Raw genomic sequence first — 19330 nt, 5'->3', positions numbered from 1 at the left:
GTATTAGGCACGCCGCCAGCGTTCATCCTGAGCCAGGATCAAACTCTCCAATAAAGTTAGTTTGTCTAGCATCTAAAATAAAAATTGACGTTTCACGTTGTTTGTTTCGTTTAGTTTTCAAAGTTCAATATCGCGTTTCAGCGACTTTTATAATATATCATAGTATATTATTTTCGTCAACAAGTTTTTTCGATAAGTTGTATCTCTCATTTGCTGACTCTGCCTATTATATAGGCTTTCTCTTCCCTATGCAAGTATTATTATAAAAAAATAAAGAGAGGGAAAATCCCCTCTCTTATTCTTCTGAAGAAACCTCTTCACTCGTTTCTTCCTCTTCATCTTTTTGTGCTTTTGCTACCGTCGCTACCTCTTGGTCTTCCTCTAATCGAATTAGACGAACACCTTGTGTATTACGTCCCATTTGAGAGATTTGATCAACTGGCATACGAATAATAACGCCTGCCGCTGTAATTAACATAATATCTTCTTCACCTGTAACAGACTTAACAGCTACTAATTTACCGTTCTTATCTGTAATGTTACAAGTTTTCAGACCTTTACCACCGCGACTTTGCAGACGGTATTCATCAATCGGTGTACGCTTTCCGTAACCATTTTTCGTTACAATTAGAACATTTACATCCTCTTCGACAATTTCCATACCTACAACTTGGTCTTCATCGCCCAACGTAATAGCTTTAACACCTGCAGCATTACGTCCCATAGAACGAACATCTTGTTCATTGAAACGAATTAGCATACCGTTACTTGTCCCGACAATAATATCCTTATCACCCGATGTTAAACGTACAGATATTACTTCATCCTCTTCACGAAGAGAAATTGCAATTAAACCATTTGTACGTATATTTGCAAATGATGAAAGTGGTGTTCTCTTAGAAACCCCTTGTTTTGTCGTAAAGAATAAGAACTGATCGTCACCAAATTCACGAATCGGAATAATAGCGTTAATCCACTCACCCTTATCTACCCCTAATAGGTTAATAATTGGTAGTCCTTTTGCAGTACGACTATACTCTGGAATTTCATATCCTTTCGTACGGTATACTTTACCCTTGTTTGTAAAGAATAAAATATGATCATGAGTAGACGTTGTTAATAAATGTTCAACAAAGTCATCATCATTCGTACCCATTCCTTGCACACCACGTCCCCCACGGTTCTGTGTTTTGTACGTAGAAGCCGGTAACCTCTTAATATAACCGTTATGAGTTAACGTAATCGCAATGTTTTGTTCAGGAATTAAATCTTCATCTTCAATAAATTCCATACCGCCAATTGTAATTTCTGTTCGTCTCTTATCATTGAAACGCTCTTTTACTTCTGTTAATTCTTCACGAATAATCTCAAGAACTTTTTCTTCATCTGCTAAAATCGCTTTTAATTCAGCAATTAACTTCATTAAGTCTTGATATTCTTGCTCAATTTTTTCACGTTCTAATCCAGTTAAGCGTTGCAGACGCATATCTAAAATCGCTTGCGCTTGTTTCTCACTTAAACCAAAACGTTCCATTAAGCCTTGCTTTGCAATATCTGCCGTTTTTGAACTACGAATTAACGTAATAACTTCATCAAGATGATCTAAAGCAATTCGTAATCCTTCTAAAATATGAGCACGTGCTTCTGCTTTTTCTAATTCATAAGCAGTACGTCTACGAATTACTACCTTCTGATGCTCTAAATAATGATATAGATTTTGTTTTAAATTTAGTACTTGTGGCTCCCCATTTACAAGAGACAACATATTAATACCGAAACTTGTTTGAAGCGCTGTATGTTTATATAGATTGTTTAATAGTACGTTTGCATTAGCATCACGACGTACTTCCATGACAATACGCATACCATTACGATCTGATTCATCACGTAAATCTGTAATACCTTCAATTTTCTTATCGCGAACTAATTCTGCGATTTTTTCAATTAATCGTGCCTTATTAACTTGATAAGGTAGTTCAGTTACGATAATAGATTGTTTACCGTTTGACTTCTCTTCAATTTCAACCTTAGCACGAAGCATAATGGAACCGCGACCTGTTTCATAAGCTCTTCGAATTCCACTTCTTCCTAAAATTAAACCTGCCGTCGGAAAGTCTGGACCTGGAATGTATTCCATTAATTCCGCGATAGTAATATCAGGATTATGACTTAATGCCAGCACACCATCAATTACTTCGCCAAGCTGATGCGGCGGTATATTTGTTGCCATACCAACAGCAATACCTGTTGTACCGTTTACTAATAAATTAGGGAAACGCGCTGGTAGTACTATCGGTTCTCTTTCGGAACCATCATAGTTATCTTGATAATCAATTGTATTTTTTGAAATATCACGTATTAATTCCATAGAAATCTTAGACATTCTTGCCTCTGTATAACGCATTGCAGCTGCTGAATCTCCATCTACAGAACCGAAGTTACCATGCCCATCTACAAGCATATAACGTTGACTAAAATCTTGCGCCATACGTACCATTGTTTCATAAACGGCTGAATCACCATGAGGGTGATACTTACCGATTACTTCACCGACAATACGTGCTGATTTCTTATACGCTTTATCAGCTGTAATTCCTAAATCATTCATCGCATATAAAACCCTACGATGCACAGGTTTTAATCCATCACGAACATCTGGTAATGCACGAGATACGATAACACTCATTGCGTAATCTAAAAATGAGGTACGCATTTCATGACTAATATTAATTTCTCGAATTCGTGCTTGTTGTTGATTGTCTGACATCAACGAGCACCTCCTCTTACATTTCCGTTACACATACATTGATTTATATGTAGAAGACAGGAATACTTAGATTCCTGTCATTACTCATTTAAATATCAAGGTTCTTCACGTATTTTGCATTCTCTTGGATAAAGTTACGACGTGGCTCTACTTTATCTCCCATTAAAATTTCAAATGTTTCGTCTGCTTCAATTGCACCTTGAAGGGAAACTTGAAGTAATGAACGTACTTCTGGATCCATTGTCGTCTCCCATAGCTGAGTTGGATTCATCTCCCCAAGACCTTTATAACGTTGAATTCCTGGTTTCGGCTGGGCTGGTAGCTCAGCTAAGATTTTTTCAAGTTCCTTATCGTTGTAAGCATATTGAATTTTTTTACCTTGTTGTATTTTAAACAATGGCGGCTGTGCAATATAGATATAACCACACTCAATTATTTGACGCATATAACGATAGAAGAACGTTAATAATAGGGTACGAATATGTGCACCATCAACATCGGCATCGGTCATAATAATAACTTTATGATAGCGTGCTTTTTCAATATCGAAGTCTCCACCAATATTTGTACCGATTGCCGTAATAATTGTACGAACTTCATCATTTGATAAAATCTTATCTAAGCGCGCCTTTTCCACATTAATAATTTTACCCTTCAGCGGTAAAATTGCTTGGAAATGACGATCGCGTCCTTGTTTTGCAGATCCACCCGCAGAGTCACCCTCTACGATGTAAATTTCACTAATTGCTGGATCTTTCGAAGAGCAATCAGCTAATTTACCAGGTAAACTTGAAACTTCTAACGCACTCTTTCGACGTGTCAATTCACGCGCTTTTTTCGCAGCTACACGTGCACGTGCAGCCATCGTACCTTTTTCTACAATTTTTCGCGCTACATTAGGATTTTCTAGTAAGAACTTTTCAAATGCCTCTGAGAATACAGACTCTGTAATTGTTCTCGCTTCACTATTCCCAAGTTTTGTCTTCGTTTGTCCTTCAAATTGTGGATTTGGATGCTTGATTGATACAATTGCTGTTAAACCTTCACGAACATCCTCACCAGTTAAATTACTGTCCGCATCTTTTAAAATGCTATTTTTACGACCATAGTCGTTGATTACACGAGTTAAAGCTGTTTTAAAACCTACCTCATGTGTACCACCTTCATACGTATGGATGTTATTCGTAAATGAGTAAATATTATTTGTGTATCCTTCGTTATATTGAAGAGAAACCTCAACCTGAATACCATCTTTTGAACCTTCTACGTACACAGGCTCTTCATGAATCGGTTGTTTTGAGCGATTTAAATGCTCAACGTATGATTTAATTCCACCTTCGTAATGGAATTCTTTCTTTTGCTTATGTTCACGTTTATCTTCAATTGTTAATTTAATATTACGATTTAAAAACGCTAATTCACGCATACGAGTTGCTAGCGTATCAAAATCGTATACTGTTGTTTCTTGGAAAATTTCCGGATCTGGTTTAAATCGAGTTATTGTTCCTGTTTGATCTGTGTCACCAATGACTTTTAAATCCGCAACCGGAATACCTCTTTCATATTTTTGGTAATGGATTTTACCTTCACGATGTACAAATACTTCTAATTCTGTTGATAGAGCATTTACAACCGATGCCCCAACACCATGTAAACCACCAGAAACTTTATAACCGCCACCGCCAAATTTACCACCGGCGTGGAGAACAGTCATAATAACTTCTACAGCTGGACGTCCCATTTTTTCTTGTATACCAACCGGAATACCACGCCCATTATCCGTTACACGAATACTATTATCTTCTTCGATACTAACATTAATTTCATCACAATAACCTGCAAGTGCTTCATCAATACTATTATCTACGATTTCCCAAACAAGATGGTGAAGCCCTTTTCCACTTGTAGATCCAATATACATACCAGGGCGTTTCCGAACTGCCTCTAGTCCTTCAAGCACCTGTATCTGACTTTCATCATATGCATTTTCTTGCATTTGCTTTTGTTCCATTGACACAAAGATCACCTACTTTTCCATTTAAACAGGGGTTATTCCCTATCTATTTCACAATCTACAGTGCCGTTCGTTACATGAATTGTTTTCGCTTCTTTTAATGTTTCGTGTTCAATTCCGTCGACACTCGTCGTTGTAACAAATGTTTGCACTTTTCCTTGAATTGTATTTAAAAGATGTGATTGACGATAATCATCTAATTCTGATAAAACATCATCCAACAAAAGGATTGGATATTCTTTAACCTCTGAATAAATCAATTCAATTTCAGCTAATTTTAGGGATAGTGCGGTCGTTCGTTGTTGTCCTTGCGAACCAAAGACTTGAACATTTTTACTATTAACGAAGAATTGTAAATCGTCACGATGAGGACCAATCAAAGTCGTACCACGGAAAATTTCACGTTGTTTCACAGATTGAAAACTTTCATAGTATACTTCTTTTATTTTCGACAAATCCATTGATTCTGATACATCTACACTTGGTTTATAGACAATTTCTAACTCTTCTAATCCACGGCTTATACCTCGATGAATTGGAGCTGCCCATTCCTGTAGCAAATGCAAAAATTCAAAACGTTTTTGCAGTATTTTCGCACCATGCTCAATTAGTTGAAGTGTAAATACATCCAACATCGTTTCCTCATTCTTACTATTCCCTTGCATTTTTTTCAACAAGTGATTTCGTTGCGTGAGCACCTTTTGATATTGACTTAATTCATACAAATATACAGGAGCTATTTGTCCTAATTCCATATCTAAAAAGCGTCTTCTTACTTGAGGGCTTCCTTTTACAAGATTTAAATCTTCTGGGGCAAACATGACAACGTTCATCACGCCAATATATTGACTTAACTTTTGTTGTTCAAGTTGATTTAATTTTGCCTTTTTACCTTTTTTCGAAATATTTAATTCCAAAGACAAAGAACTGTTTCTTTTTTGTAATTTCCCTTTTATTTGACCAAAATCTTCATCCCAGCGGATAAGTTCGCGATCATTAGAGGTTCTATGAGATTTCGCCATCGCTAAAACATAAATAGCTTCCATCAAATTTGTTTTCCCTTGCGCATTTTCGCCGATAATTACATTTACCTTATCTTCAAAGGAAAGCTCTAATTTTTCATAATTGCGATATTTTTTTAATTGTATTTCTGAAATAAACAAAGGGCTCCCCCTTTATGCCTGAACTTGGAAAGTTCCGCTTCCTGGAATTTCAATAACATCATTCGCATATAGTTTGCGACCTCTTCTATTTTCAAGTTCGTTGTTCACGTACACTTCATATTCTTGTAAAAACCATTTTACAGCGCCACCTGTATCAATTACATCAGCTAACTTTAAAAATTGTCCTAGTGTAATATACTCTGTTGAAATTTTAATACGTTTCATAAAATCGCTCACTTTCTGAAAGTGTTCATTCTTTCATTGTACTAAATAAACTAGCATTAGGAAAGTAATACCCAAAAATCAAATAAGGGCCACTAGCATCTTTAAACTAGCAACCCTTATTCCTTACCTAGTAAGTACGAACCGGTAAAATTAATTGAATAATTGAATCATCATTTACTGTACGAATTAAGAACGGTCTCATCGCCCCAGTAAAGCTAACTTTAATCTCTGTACTATCCAAAGCTTTCAATGCATCCATCATATATTTTGCACTAAAAGATATTTTTAACTCTTCTCCATCTACTTTTTCGCATTGTACTTCTTCGACAACTTTTCCGATTTCTGGTGAATTCGAAGAAATCTCTAGCATTTCTTGCTCTAAAGTTGATAATTTAACAACGTTATTGCGGCCATCTCTTGCTAATAGTGAAGCACGATCAATTGCTTGTAGGAATTCTTTTGTATTCACAAAAATATCCGTTTTACTCTCTGCCGGAATTAAACGTGTCGTATCAGGATAATTCCCTTCTAACAATCTTGAGAAGAATAATAAATGTTTTGTACGGAATAATACTTGATACTCCGTAATAACGATATCTACCATTTCTTCAGACTCATCTAAAATTTTACTTAATTCATTTAAGCTCTTACCTGGAATAACAACATTAGCTTGGAATTCATCTGCAATATTATGTCCTTCAATTTTTGCTTTTCGAAGTGCCAGCCTATGACTATCTGTTGCAATACAAGTTAACTCGCTGTTATATACCTTCCAGTTTACACCTGTCAAGATTGGTCTTGTTTCAGAAGTAGAAACTGCAAATACAGTTTGTCTGATCATATGTTTAAGTAAATCTGTTGGTATCTTAAATACATGATGTTCTTCAATCTGTGGCAATAACGGATATTCTGCAGAATCTAAACCATTTAAGTTAAACTCTGATTTTCCAGATTTTATTTTTGTCATAAAATGATTTTCTACAGAAATTTCGACAGTGTCTTTAGGTAGTTTTTTTACAATCTCACTAAAATATTTTGCCTGTAAAACAATGCTTCCTGATTGAGTTATTTCTACGATTTCTTTTCCAGCTTCTTCGACTGGAATAAACGATTCAATAGAAATATCAGCATCGCTTCCTGTTAATGTAACTCCTTCTTCAGTCGCTACAACTTTAATTCCCGTAAGAATTGGGATTGTTGTACGAGAAGAAACTGCCTTCATTACATCTTGTACACCTCTTACAAGATAATCTTTTTGTATTGTAAAACGCATAAAGAAAAACCTCCGGTAAGTATAAGATTTTATTTAATTAATAAAGATAAAAAATAGTAGTAATAGTAATAGGGCTTGTGGATATGTGGATAACTCCGCTAAAGGATGTAAAAACAGTCTATCTACATGTGGATAGACTGTGCGTAAAACAAGGTAAGTTATTCACACTATTCAGCTACTACTTTAAAATACCATTAATTTCTTCAACTTGCTTTTGTAATTGCGTATCGGTTTTTAGTAGTTTAGAGATTTTTTCATGGGCATGGATAACTGTTGTATGATCACGTCCACCAAATTCTTCACCTATTTTTGGTAAAGAGGAATCTGTAAGCTCGCGCGATAAATACATTGCAATTTGGCGAGGAAACGCAACTGATTTTGTACGTTTTTTCGCTTTAAAATCTTCTAATTTCACTTGATAAACGTCCCCGACAGCTTTTTGAATATCATAAATAGAGATAATTTTCGGCTTAGAATTTGGAATAATATCTTTAAGTGCTTCAGCTGCTAAATCAGCATTAATATCTTTATTAATTAAAGATGAATAAGCTACAACTCGGATAAGTGCACCTTCTAATTCACGAATATTTGAATCAATTTGATTTGCGATATAAAGCATAACTTCATTTGGTATATCAAGCCCTTCAGCTTTTGCTTTTTTGCGTAAAATCGCAATTCGTGTCTCTAAATCTGGCGGCGTAATGTCTGTAATAAGTCCCCATTCAAAGCGGGAACGAAGACGATCTTCTAAAGTTGGAATTTCTTTTGGTGGTCGGTCACTAGAAATTACAATTTGTTTACTTTCTTCGTGTAATGCATTAAATGTATGGAAAAACTCTTCTTGAGTCTGTTCTTTTCCAGCAAGAAATTGAATATCATCTATCAATAAAACATCTACGTTGCGATATTTATTACGAAAATCAACAGCTTTATTATCACGAATAGAGTTAATAAATTCATTTGTAAATTTTTCTGATGATAAATATACAACTTTTGCATTTGGATTATGTTCAATTACATAATGACCAATTGCATGCATTAAATGTGTCTTTCCAAGTCCAACTCCTCCATAAATAAAGAGTGGATTATACGCTTTAGCTGGCGCCTCAGCTACAGCTAATGAAGCTGCATGGGCAAAACGGTTACCAGAGCCAATAACAAATGTATCGAATGTATATTTTGGATTTAACATGCTCTGTGGTAAATGAGCTGAATCATCTTGTGCTGGATTCGGCTTAACTGGAGGCAGATCAATGTCCTCTTCAGCTTGACTTTGGGGAATAATAAAGCGAATTGCTAATTTTGCCCCTGTTAAATCGTATAGTGTTTCTGAAATTAGTTCGGAGTAATGAGATTCTAGCCAGTCACGAGCAAATTCATTCGGAGCTGTAATCGTTAATACGTCTTTCTTCAAGTTATGAGCGGTTGTGGATTTTAACCATGTCTCATAACTAGGCTTGCTTACCTTTTTTTCTAATTCTTTTAAGGCACTATTCCATAAATCAGAGATATTTTCCAAAGGTGTCCCTCCTTTACTAAGTTGGTAAAAGAATAAGGTTGCGCAACAAATGTACAACCTAATAAATATAAAATGTATATTTATACGAAACGTATTTTAAAACCTAAAAACGTCGTTTGTATATGAGATAGGGTTTTCGACAAAAAAAGCAAATGTGGACAACTATTTACCCACATGTGATTAAAACTGTCCACATGTTATACACAAATTGTGGATAAGATAAAGATGTGGAAAACTTATTCAAAGTGAAAACACAACTATAATATCAAAAAAAAGTGGCTATAGCAATGAATTTAAGAAAGTTATCCACAAAATCAATACCTTGTGGAATAAACTTGTCCACAACACGATATACTGTGTAAAAGTGTGAAAAAAGTTTGTGGATATAAAAAACGCGAAAAAATATTTATCCACAAGGAAATATAGGTGCTGTGAAAAAGTATGTGAATAGGTTCAAAATGAATATTTGATGAAAATTTCTAGAACCATTGACATTTTCCTAGTTAATTAACTATAATTTATAGGACTGTCTTTAACAGATATTCCTCAGGGAGGTGTCATATAATGAAAAGAACTTACCAACCAAATAAACGTAAGCGCAGCAAAGTACATGGTTTCCGCAGCCGTATGAGCACAGCGAACGGACGTAAAGTGCTAGCAGCTCGTCGTCGTAAAGGAAGAAAAGTATTATCTGCGTAGACCACTGATCGTTCAGTGGTCTTTTTTTCTAATAATAGTGAATTTCCGCTGATGAAATACAGGAGTGTCAATTGATATGAAGAAAAAACATCGTATAAAGAAGAATGATGAATTCCAGGCGGTTTTTCAAAAAGGAAAATCAAATGCAAATCGTCAGTTTGTTGTATACCAATTAGATAAAGAAGAACAGCCAAACTTTCGCATCGGCCTTTCTGTTAGCAAGAAAATAGGAAATGCAGTAGTTCGTAATCGAATTAAGCGCATGGTCCGTCAGGCTATTACAGAGTTAAAAGATGAGATAGATTCTGGAAAAGATTTTGTTATAATAGCAAGGAAGCCTTGTGCAGAGATGACATATGAAGAAGTAAAGAAAAGCTTAATTCATGTCTTTAAACGCTCTGGTATGAAAAGAATAAAAAAGTAGCGTAAGGAAATGAATTACACTATATACATACCGATACAAGGAGGAGTAGGCTTTGAAAAAGAAATTAGGTTTACTAGCCATGGTCGTTGCATTAATGGCGATTGCCACCGGTTGTAGTGAAACGGGTCAGCCGATTACATCGAAAAGTACTGGGATTTGGAATGAATATTTCGTATATCCGCTTTCTCAGTTAATCACGTATTTTGCCGACTTATTTAACAGTAATTACGGTTTAGCAATTGTTATTACAACTCTTATCATTCGTTTTGCATTATTACCATTAATGATTAAACAAACAAAGAGTACAAAGGCAATGCAAGCGTTACAACCAGAAATGGTGAAGTTAAAAGAGAAATATAGTTCTAAAGATCAAGCAACACAGCAAAAACTACAACAAGAAATGATGCAGTTATATCAAAAGAATGGTGTAAATCCATTGGCAGGATGTTTACCGATATTTGTTCAGATGCCTATTTTATTCGCGTTTTATCATGCGATTATGAGAACAGCTGAAATTAAACAACATAGTTTCTTATGGTTCGATTTAGGACATGCAGACCCGTTCTATATCTTACCAGTCGTTGCAGCAATTACGACATTTATTCAGCAAAAGCTTGCAATGGCAGGAACAGCTGGTCAAAATCCACAAATGGCAATGATGCTTTGGCTTATGCCGATTATGATTTTAATCTTTGCAATTAACTTCCCAGCTGCATTATCACTTTACTGGGTTGTTGGTAATATCTTTGGTATTGCTCAAATGTACTTTATTAAAGGGCCAGAGATTAAGGCTAGTAAGGCTGGTAAAGCTGGAGGCTCAAGCAAGTGAGTGTAATTACTGCTAAAGGACAAATAGTCGAGCTGGCAGTAGAGGATGCTTTAAGGAAATTAAATACATCAAAAGATCGAGTAGATATAAATATTGTCGATGAGGGTAAAAGGGGATTCTTAGGTTTATTTGGGAATCGCCCTGCAGTAGTAGAAGTTGTATTGAAGAAAGATCCAATTCAAGAATGTGAAGAATATTTAAGAAATGTTATTCACGATATGGGTGTGGAAGTCGAGATTAGTAAAATTGTAAAAGGACGCGAAATCGAATTCACAATTTCTGGTGATAATGTAGGTGTTTTAATTGGGAAAAGAGGTAATACATTGAACTCTTTACAGTATTTAACAAAACTTGTCGCGAATCGTAACACGAAGCAGTATATCGGTATTACACTAGATGCTGAAAATTATCGTAGTAAAAGAAAAAGTACGTTAGAATCACTTTCTTATCGATTAGCGAAACAAGTATTTAATACGAAAAAAAGAGTTATTTTAGAACCGATGCCATCTTTTGAACGAAAAATTATTCATCAGGCATTATCAAATCATCAAGGTATCAATACAACTTCTGAAGGAAATGAACCACATCGGCATGTTGTAATATCTCCTAAATGACCGGTTGCTCAAATGAGTGCCGGTTTTTTTGAGCGGAAAATAGATGTGGATAACTAAAAAACACTAAACTTATCCACTGTGAATAAGTTTAGTGTTTTTTACATGGGGATATAATAAAATGAGTTATTCTTCTTTTGTAGATAGGTTCGTTATGGTATCCTAATAATTTAGTGAAAGAAATAATCATGTTGAAATAGAGATAAATAAGCAAGTGAGGTGAAAGGACATGGAATTTGATACAATTGCTGCGATTTCCACAGCGCTTGGAGAGGGTGCAATTGCCATTGTTCGAGTAAGTGGGGATGATGCGGTTGAGAAAGTTGATCGTATTTTTAAGGGGAAGGATTTAACAGAGGTTCCTTCTCACACTATTCATTATGGTCATATTGTTGATTTAGATACAAATCAAGTTATTGAAGAAGTTATGGTGTCTATTATGCGCGCACCAAGGACTTTTACACGTGAAAATATAGTGGAAATTAACTGTCACGGTGGACTTGTTTCAGTAAATAAAGTATTGCAACTTATTCTAGCACAAGGAGTACGATTGGCAGAACCGGGCGAATTTACAAAACGTGCTTTTTTAAATGGACGTATCGACTTATCACAAGCAGAAGCTGTTATGGATTTGATTCGAGCAAAAACAGATCGTGCGATGAATGTAGCAATTAATCAAATGGAAGGGCGATTATCTAAATTAATTGGTCTTTTGCGTCAAGAAATATTAGAAACATTAGCTCATGTTGAGGTAAATATAGATTATCCAGAATACGATGATGTAGAAGAGATGACACATAATATTTTAATTGAGAAAGCGACGCATGTTCGTTCGGAAATCGAAAAAATATTAGAAACATCAAAACAAGGGAAAATTTTACGTGAAGGTATTGCTACAGCAATTATCGGTAGACCTAACGTTGGGAAATCATCGTTATTAAATAGTCTTGTTCAGGAGAAAAAGGCAATTGTAACTGATATTGCAGGAACAACTCGTGATGTTATTGAAGAGTACGTTAACGTGCGTGGTGTACCTCTTAAACTTATAGATACAGCCGGTATTCGGGAGACAGAAGATATTGTTGAACGAATTGGTGTGGAACGTTCAAAAGAAATGATGAGCCAAGCGGATTTAGTATTAGTTGTTGTCAACTATAGCGAGGCTTTAACAAATGAGGATAAAGATCTATTCCGTGCGGTACAAGGAAAAGACTTTATTGTTATTGTGAATAAGACTGATTTACCGCAAGCGATTGATATGGAACGTGTTACAGAGTTAGCCGCGGGAAATCGTGTTATTACAACATCCTTAATTGAGGAACAAGGAATAGATGAACTCGAAAAGGCAATAGCTGATTTATTCTTTGAAGGAACAATTGATTCTGCAGATATGACATATGTTTCTAATGCGAGACATATTGGATTATTAACACAAGCAGGAAAAACAATCGGTGATGCAGTTGAGGCGATTGAAAATGGTGTACCAATTGATATGGTACAAATTGATTTAACAAGAACGTGGGAAATACTTGGTGAAATTACTGGGGACACAGTGCATGAAAGCTTAATTGACCAGTTGTTCTCTCAATTTTGTTTAGGAAAATAATATAGTGAAGTTGTAGAAAGATAGAGATTATTAGGAGGAATAAACAATGGGATACAATGCCGGTTCATACGATGTCATAGTAATCGGTGCAGGTCATGCAGGATGTGAAGCTGGTCTTGCGGCAGCACGAATGGGCTCAAAAACATTAATGTTAACAATTAATTTGGATATGGTAGCATTCATGCCATGTAACCCTTCTGTTGGTGGACCAGCAAAAGGGATTGTTGTTCGTGAAATTGATGCATTAGGCGGAGAAATGGGACGTAATATTGATAAAACTCATATTCAAATGCGTATGCTAAATACAGGTAAGGGACCAGCCGTACGTGCACTTCGAGCGCAAGCTGATAAATTCGCTTACCAACATGAATTAAAGAAAACAATTGAAGAAACACCAAACTTAACGTTGTTCCAAGGAATGGTAGAGCGTTTAATCGTTGAAGAAGGTGTATGTAAAGGGGTAGTTACACAAGCTGGTGCAGAATATACAGCAAAAACCGTTGTAATTACAACTGGAACATTTTTACGCGGCGAGATTATCATGGGCGACTTAAAATATTCAAGCGGTCCAAATAATCAGCAACCGTCTATTACATTATCTGAGCATTTAGAAGAACTTGGATTTGATCTTGTTAGATTTAAAACAGGGACACCTCCGCGTGTAAACAGTAATACAATTGACTACAGTAAAACAGAAATTCAACCAGGTGATGATAAGCCACGTGCGTTCTCTTTTGAAACAACGAAATTTATTATGGATCAAATTCCATGTTGGTTGACATATACAAGTACAGAAACACACCGTTTAATAGATGAAAATTTACATCGTTCAGCTATGTATTCTGGTATGATTAAAGGAACAGGCCCTAGATACTGTCCTTCTATTGAAGACAAAGTAGTAAGATTTAATGATAAACCACGTCATCAAATTTTCTTAGAGCCAGAAGGGCGTAATACACAAGAAGTATATGTACAAGGTTTATCCACAAGCTTACCAGAAGATGTACAACGTGACATGCTTAGAACAATTCCAGGCCTAGAAAATGTTGAAATGATGCGTACAGGTTATGCAATTGAATATGATGCAATTGTGCCAACACAACTATGGCCAACACTTGAAACGAAAAAGATTAAAAATTTATATACAGCAGGACAAATTAATGGAACTTCTGGTTACGAAGAGGCGGCCGGACAAGGGCTTATGGCTGGAATTAATGCAGCATGCCGTTCTTTAGGTAAAAAAGAAGTTGTTTTAGGTCGCGAGGATGCTTATATTGGCGTCTTAATTGATGATCTTGTAACAAAAGGTACAAATGAACCATATCGTTTATTAACGTCTCGTGCAGAATACCGTCTATTATTACGCCACGATAATGCTGATCTTCGTTTAACTGAAGTTGGTCGTGAAATTGGACTAATTAAAGAAGAGCGCTATGAGCGATTTACAAATAAAAAATTACAAATTGAACAGGAAAAGGAACGTTTAAGCAGCATTATTATTAAACCACGTCCTGAAGTTCAAGAATTAATTCGCAATATTGGCGGAAGTGAATTGAAAGATGGAATACGTGCAAGTGACTTATTACGTCGTCCAGAGATGACATATGAGCATATTCATCTTTTAGTACCAAGTGAAGTAGAATTAAGTGATGAAGTTAAAGAACAAGTTGAAATTCAGATTAAGTATGAAGGGTATATTGAAAAATCTTTACAGCAAGTAGAGCGTATGAAGAAAATGGAGAGTAAAAAAATCCCTGTAGATATTGATTATGATGCGATTTCTAGCCTTGCTTCAGAAGCTAGACAGAAATTGAAAGATGTTCGTCCACTTTCAATGGGGCAGGCTTCACGTATTTCTGGCGTAAATCCAGCGGATATTTCCATTTTACTTGTGTATATAGAACAAGGAAAAATTGCACGCGTATCGAACCAATAAATAGTAAGGAGATATTGCTAGATGAACATAGAACAATTTCAATCTATGCTAGAAGAGAAGGGAATCACCCTCTCTTCTAGACAGTTAGAGCAGTTCAAAATCTACTTTGAAACATTAGTAGAGTGGAATGAAAAAATGAACTTAACGGCTATTACAGAAAAAGAAGAAGTATATTTAAAACACTTTTTTGATTCCATTACAGCTGCTTTTTATTATGATTTTTCAAAACCATTCTCAATTTGTGATGTTGGTGCAGGGGCTGGATTCCCAAGTATTCCTTTAAAAATCTGTTTCCCGCACTTAAAAGTAACAATTGTAGATTCATTGCAAAAACGTATTAATTTCTTAAATCACTTAGCCCAAAAGTTAGAATTAAGTGATGTTGCATTTTGTCACGATCGTGCTGAAACATTTGGGAAAAAAGAAGGTGTACGTGAATCATACGATATTGTAATGGCACGTGCAGTTGCGCGTCTTTCTGTATTAAGTGAGCTATGTTTACCACTTGTAAAAGTTGGAGGAACATTCATTGCAATGAAAGGTGCAGCAGCAAACGAAGAAATTGAAAATGGCAAGTATGCTTTAGAGGTGCTAGGCGGAGAGTTGAAAGAGATGTCTACTTTCCAATTACCATTTGAAGAGAGTGAACGTAATATTTTATTAATCGAGAAAAAGCGCAAGACACCAAAGAAATATCCACGCAAACCGGGAACACCCAATAAATTACCTATTGAAAAATAAATCTTATTAGACGTAAGATTAAATTATATAAATGAAAACGTAAATGTTTCATAGGAAACATTTTATGGAGAATAGTCAATAGGCCTAAAAGGTGGTGGAATATGTATGAAAAATACGTTTTCTCGTTTATTTGGCTTTGGAGATAAAGAGAGCGAATTCGAATTACAAGACGAAAGCCATGAAGAGATAGATAAAAAGGTATATGAAGAAATACAAGAAATTCCGATAGTAAATATTACCCCTAACCGTTATCAACCAAGAACAGTTTTTGATGATGCGCGTATTGATGAGTTAGCATTAACAATTCGTACACATGGACTTATTCAACCGATTGTTGTAAGGCAATATGAGGATGATAAGTACGAGATTATTGCTGGAGAAAGACGTTTTCGCGCGGTAACAAAGTTAGGTTGGGAAAAGGTTCCTGCAATTATAAAGAATTTAAATGATACAGAGACAGCTTCTGTAGCTTTAATTGAAAACTTGCAACGTGAGGAACTAACGGCAATCGAGGAAGCTGTGGCATATCAAAAGCTGATTGAGTTACATAATTTAACACAAGAAGCATTGGCACAACGACTTGGAAAAGGACAATCTACAATCGCAAATAAGTTGCGCTTGTTAAAGTTGCCTGAAGAAATAAAAAGTGCATTATTAGAAAAAAGCATTACAGAACGTCATGCTCGCGCTCTCATTCCTTTAAAAAATGAGGAATTACAACTGAAGGTTTTACAGGAAATTGTGGAGAAACAACTAAATGTAAAGCAAACAGAAGAACGAATTGCGAAGTTACTAGAGGAAGCGAAACCGAAGCGTAAGGCAAAGCAAAAAGCAGTAAGTCGAGATACGAGGATTGCTATGAATACAATTAGACAATCTTTACAAATGGTTACTGAAAGTGGTTTGAATGTTAATTCTGAGGAAGAAGAATTTGATGAGTACTATCAAATTACAATTAAAATTCCAAAGAAAAAATAATAATGACGTGCTAGAGACCTTATCCTATTGGAGAGGTCTCTTTTACTATATTTTCTTGTTAAATGAAGAAGGAGTTTAGAAATAAATTTTGAAGTTTAATAAAGGACGTAAAAGAAAAAGTTTTATTTCATGTTACAATAAACGTAATTGTTACTAGAATAAGATAGAAAGGTTGAAAGTAGGTGACATCATGGGAAAAATCATTGCTATTGCTAATCAAAAAGGCGGTGTTGGAAAAACAACAACATCTGTTAATTTAGGGGCTGGATTGGCGCAAGTAGGTAAAAAAGTCCTTCTTGTAGATATTGATGCTCAAGGAAATGCAACGACTGGTGTGGGAATTGAAAAATCTGAATTAGATCAATGTATTTACAACGTTCTTGTGGAAGATGCAGATGTTCAAGGGGTTATACAGAAAACCGCAACTGAAAACTTAGATGTTCTACCCGCTACAATTCAATTGGCTGGTGCTGAAATTGAATTGGTACCGACTATTTCCCGGGAAGTACGTTTGCAAAGAGCATTACAGCCAGTTCGTGATAAATATGACTATATTATTATCGACTGTCCCCCATCTTTAGGGTTATTAACGATTAATGCATTAACAGCAGCAGATTCTGTTATTATTCCTGTACAGTGTGAATATTACGCACTAGAAGGGTTAAGTCAGCTATTAAATACAGTTCGACTTGTACAAAAACATTTAAATAAAAATTTAGCAATTCAAGGTGTATTGTTAACAATGTTGGATGCCCGTACAAATTTAGGGATTCAAGTTATAGATGAAGTGAAAAAGTATTTTAGGGATAAAGTATATCGCTCGATTATTCCGCGTAATGTACGCTTGAGCGAGGCTCCAAGTCATGGGAAACCTATTATGCAGTATGACGCTAAATCAAGAGGAGCAGAAGTGTATATAGATTTAGCAGAGGAAGTGATTGCAGGTGGCTAAAGGATTAGGAAGAGGAATTAATGTGTTTTTTCCTGATTTAGATGTGAAAGAAGAGGAAACAATTCAGGAGATTCTTGTAACTGAATTAAGGCCGAATCCATATCAACCGCGTAAACACTTTAATAAAGAGGCGATTCAGGAATTAGCAATTTCGATTAAGGAACACGGTATTCTACAACCATTAATTGCTAGGAAGAGTATTAAAGGATATGAAATTGTTGCAGGTGAAAGACGATTTCGTGCTGCAAAAGAGGCTGGTTTAGAAAAAGTACCTGCGGTTGTAAGACAATTAACTGAACAGCAAATGATGGAATTTGCTTTGTTAGAAAACTTACAACGAGAAGATTTAAATCCTATGGAAGAGGCAATGGCATACCAGATGTTAATGAATGAGCTAAATGTAACGCAAGAACAATTAGCGAAACGTCTTGGTAAAAGCAGACCTTACATTGCAAATTATACTCGGTTATTAAGCCTACCTTCTTTCGTACAAGATATGATTGCAAATGGTCAACTTTCAATGGCTCATGGGAGAACTTTACTTACGATAAAAGATGAAGAACAATTGAAGTCCTTATTGAAACGCATTGAAAAAGAAGGATTAAATGTTCGTCAATTAGAGAAAATCGTCCAAGAGATTAATCAACACGTTTCACGTGAAACAAAAAAAGTGAAAAAAGAGCGAAATATATTTTTCGTAGAACGTGAAACGTTCTTAAGAGAAAAGTTTGGCACAGATGTGAAAATTAAAGAGACGAAAAAAGAAAAAGGTAAAATCGAAATTGAATTTTTTAATAAAGAAGATTTAAATCGTATTTTAGAACTATTAGCACAGAAAAATTAAAAAGCAAACCATCTTATTATTTATAGATGGTTTGCTTTTTTTAATGCGGATAATTTTTGATCCGTCTCTTTTATACTTTTTGCGATTACATCAGCCATTTTCATGACTAAACTTAATCTTGTATTTTGAAGAACGAAAAACTCCATAAACCCATTTAGATTGACGATACCGTGTATGTGCAAATCACCAACTGCGGGTAATTTCTTATTCATAGCAGCTCCAGGTTTACTAGGTCCCTTTCCAGTAGTGATTGATCCGATATTTTGGGACTTTCCTAAACATGCATCAACAGCAATTATAAATGCAGTAGGATATTCTTTCTGTATATTCTGAATTTTCTCTTCTAAATTTAGCGCATGTACTGGCTCATCTAGTGTACCGAATACTTGGAGGTTTTGGATGTCTATTTGTTCAAGTTTTGTACCAACTAATGGGCCGAGTGCGTCACCTGTAGAGCGATCTGTGCCGATACAAACGAGAATGAGTGGTATATTAGTTTTAATAGGAATATGGGTAAGTAAGAAATTACTGATTATCTCAGAGGCTTCTAGATCTTGGTGCATAACGTTTTGAGTTTCTTTCTCAAAAAATGGTAAGCGAAAACTTCCAATATTCATGAAGCACCCATCCTTTTAATAAATTTTCAATATATGTTATATGGTGAGGAAAATGGAAAGTTATAAGTGCGTAATTTTTGCAAAATGTGAATGAAAACGGAAATAATAGTACTAGTATATATATATTCGTTC

At 35.4% G+C, this 19330-nt stretch carries 17 protein-coding genes; 10 read left to right on the top strand and 7 right to left on the bottom strand.

Annotated features, from left to right (window positions below; genetic code table 11):
* Positions 1 to 295: 295 nt before the first annotated feature.
* From gyrA to dnaA, 6 genes are all read right to left on the bottom strand, one after another.
* On the bottom strand, positions 296 to 2767 hold the full coding sequence (gyrA, locus tag MR168_RS16140) for a DNA gyrase subunit A (protein ID WP_001282864.1): 2472 nt from the start codon (positions 2765 to 2767) through the stop codon (positions 296 to 298).
* Positions 2768 to 2855: 88 nt separating this feature from the next.
* Complete coding sequence (gene gyrB, locus MR168_RS16135; RefSeq protein WP_086412409.1) at positions 2856 to 4778, bottom strand: DNA topoisomerase (ATP-hydrolyzing) subunit B; 1923 nt, start codon at positions 4776 to 4778, stop codon at positions 2856 to 2858.
* A 38-nt stretch (positions 4779 to 4816) separates the two neighbouring features.
* On the bottom strand, positions 4817 to 5944 hold the full coding sequence (gene recF / locus MR168_RS16130; RefSeq protein ID WP_086412408.1) for a DNA replication/repair protein RecF: 1128 nt from the start codon (positions 5942 to 5944) through the stop codon (positions 4817 to 4819).
* Positions 5945 to 5956: 12 nt separating this feature from the next.
* Complete coding sequence (gene yaaA / locus MR168_RS16125; protein ID WP_000821364.1) at positions 5957 to 6169, bottom strand: S4 domain-containing protein YaaA; 213 nt, start codon at positions 6167 to 6169, stop codon at positions 5957 to 5959.
* Positions 6170 to 6296: 127 nt separating this feature from the next.
* On the bottom strand, positions 6297 to 7442 hold the full coding sequence (gene dnaN, locus MR168_RS16120) for a DNA polymerase III subunit beta (protein ID WP_016121496.1): 1146 nt from the start codon (positions 7440 to 7442) through the stop codon (positions 6297 to 6299).
* Between the two features lie 178 nt (positions 7443 to 7620).
* Positions 7621 to 8961: a chromosomal replication initiator protein DnaA gene (gene dnaA / locus MR168_RS16115; protein ID WP_000428017.1), complete on the bottom strand. Its 1341-nt coding sequence runs from the start codon at positions 8959 to 8961 to the stop codon at positions 7621 to 7623.
* Positions 8962 to 9525: 564 nt separating this feature from the next.
* Here dnaA and rpmH point away from each other — a divergent pair.
* From rpmH to spo0J, 10 genes are all read left to right on the top strand, one after another.
* On the top strand, positions 9526 to 9660 hold the full coding sequence (gene rpmH / locus MR168_RS16110; RefSeq protein ID WP_000831901.1) for a 50S ribosomal protein L34: 135 nt from the start codon (positions 9526 to 9528) through the stop codon (positions 9658 to 9660).
* Between the two features lie 76 nt (positions 9661 to 9736).
* Complete coding sequence (gene rnpA, locus MR168_RS16105; RefSeq protein WP_000726621.1) at positions 9737 to 10084, top strand: ribonuclease P protein component; 348 nt, start codon at positions 9737 to 9739, stop codon at positions 10082 to 10084.
* 52 nt (positions 10085 to 10136) lie between these two features.
* Entirely contained in the window at positions 10137 to 10913 is a 777-nt protein-coding gene (gene spoIIIJ / locus MR168_RS16100) for a YidC family membrane integrase SpoIIIJ (protein ID WP_000727738.1), read from the top strand.
* Positions 10910 to 11527: an RNA-binding cell elongation regulator Jag/EloR gene (gene jag / locus MR168_RS16095; protein ID WP_242291422.1), complete on the top strand. Its 618-nt coding sequence runs from the start codon at positions 10910 to 10912 to the stop codon at positions 11525 to 11527. Before spoIIIJ ends, jag begins: the two co-directional genes overlap by 4 nt.
* A 226-nt stretch (positions 11528 to 11753) precedes the next feature.
* Positions 11754 to 13130: a tRNA uridine-5-carboxymethylaminomethyl(34) synthesis GTPase MnmE gene (gene mnmE, locus MR168_RS16090; protein WP_086412406.1), complete on the top strand. Its 1377-nt coding sequence runs from the start codon at positions 11754 to 11756 to the stop codon at positions 13128 to 13130.
* Positions 13131 to 13176: 46 nt separating this feature from the next.
* Positions 13177 to 15066 carry a tRNA uridine-5-carboxymethylaminomethyl(34) synthesis enzyme MnmG gene (mnmG, locus tag MR168_RS16085; protein ID WP_000541031.1) on the top strand — a complete coding sequence of 630 codons (1890 nt, stop codon included), beginning with the start codon at positions 13177 to 13179 and terminating at the stop codon, positions 15064 to 15066.
* A 21-nt stretch (positions 15067 to 15087) separates the two neighbouring features.
* Positions 15088 to 15807 (top strand): 16S rRNA (guanine(527)-N(7))-methyltransferase RsmG, encoded by a 720-nt coding sequence (gene rsmG, locus MR168_RS16080; RefSeq protein WP_001019628.1) that lies wholly within the window; start codon positions 15088 to 15090, stop codon positions 15805 to 15807.
* A 105-nt stretch (positions 15808 to 15912) separates the two neighbouring features.
* Positions 15913 to 16785 carry a nucleoid occlusion protein gene (gene noc, locus MR168_RS16075; protein WP_086412405.1) on the top strand — a complete coding sequence of 291 codons (873 nt, stop codon included), beginning with the start codon at positions 15913 to 15915 and terminating at the stop codon, positions 16783 to 16785.
* A gap of 190 nt (positions 16786 to 16975) precedes the next feature.
* Positions 16976 to 17737: a sporulation initiation inhibitor protein Soj gene (gene soj / locus MR168_RS16070; protein WP_000516115.1), complete on the top strand. Its 762-nt coding sequence runs from the start codon at positions 16976 to 16978 to the stop codon at positions 17735 to 17737.
* Entirely contained in the window at positions 17730 to 18581 is an 852-nt protein-coding gene (gene spo0J / locus MR168_RS16065) for a stage 0 sporulation protein Spo0J (RefSeq protein WP_001051832.1), read from the top strand. The genes soj and spo0J overlap by 8 nt, the downstream gene beginning before the upstream one ends.
* Positions 18582 to 18601: 20 nt before the next feature.
* Here spo0J and yyaC read toward each other — a convergent pair whose 3' ends face one another.
* A complete protein-coding gene (gene yyaC / locus MR168_RS16060; RefSeq protein WP_001020714.1) occupies positions 18602 to 19198 on the bottom strand; it encodes a spore protease YyaC in 597 nt (198 codons plus the stop codon).
* Between the last annotated feature and the right edge of the window lie 132 nt (positions 19199 to 19330).

It is taken from the genome of Bacillus cereus group sp. BfR-BA-01356 (assembly GCF_022663635.1).
Classification (GTDB): domain Bacteria; phylum Bacillota; class Bacilli; order Bacillales; family Bacillaceae_G; genus Bacillus_A; species Bacillus_A cereus.
Note: the sequence above shows the minus strand (reverse complement) of the source record. Positions and strands in the feature narration are given on the sequence as shown.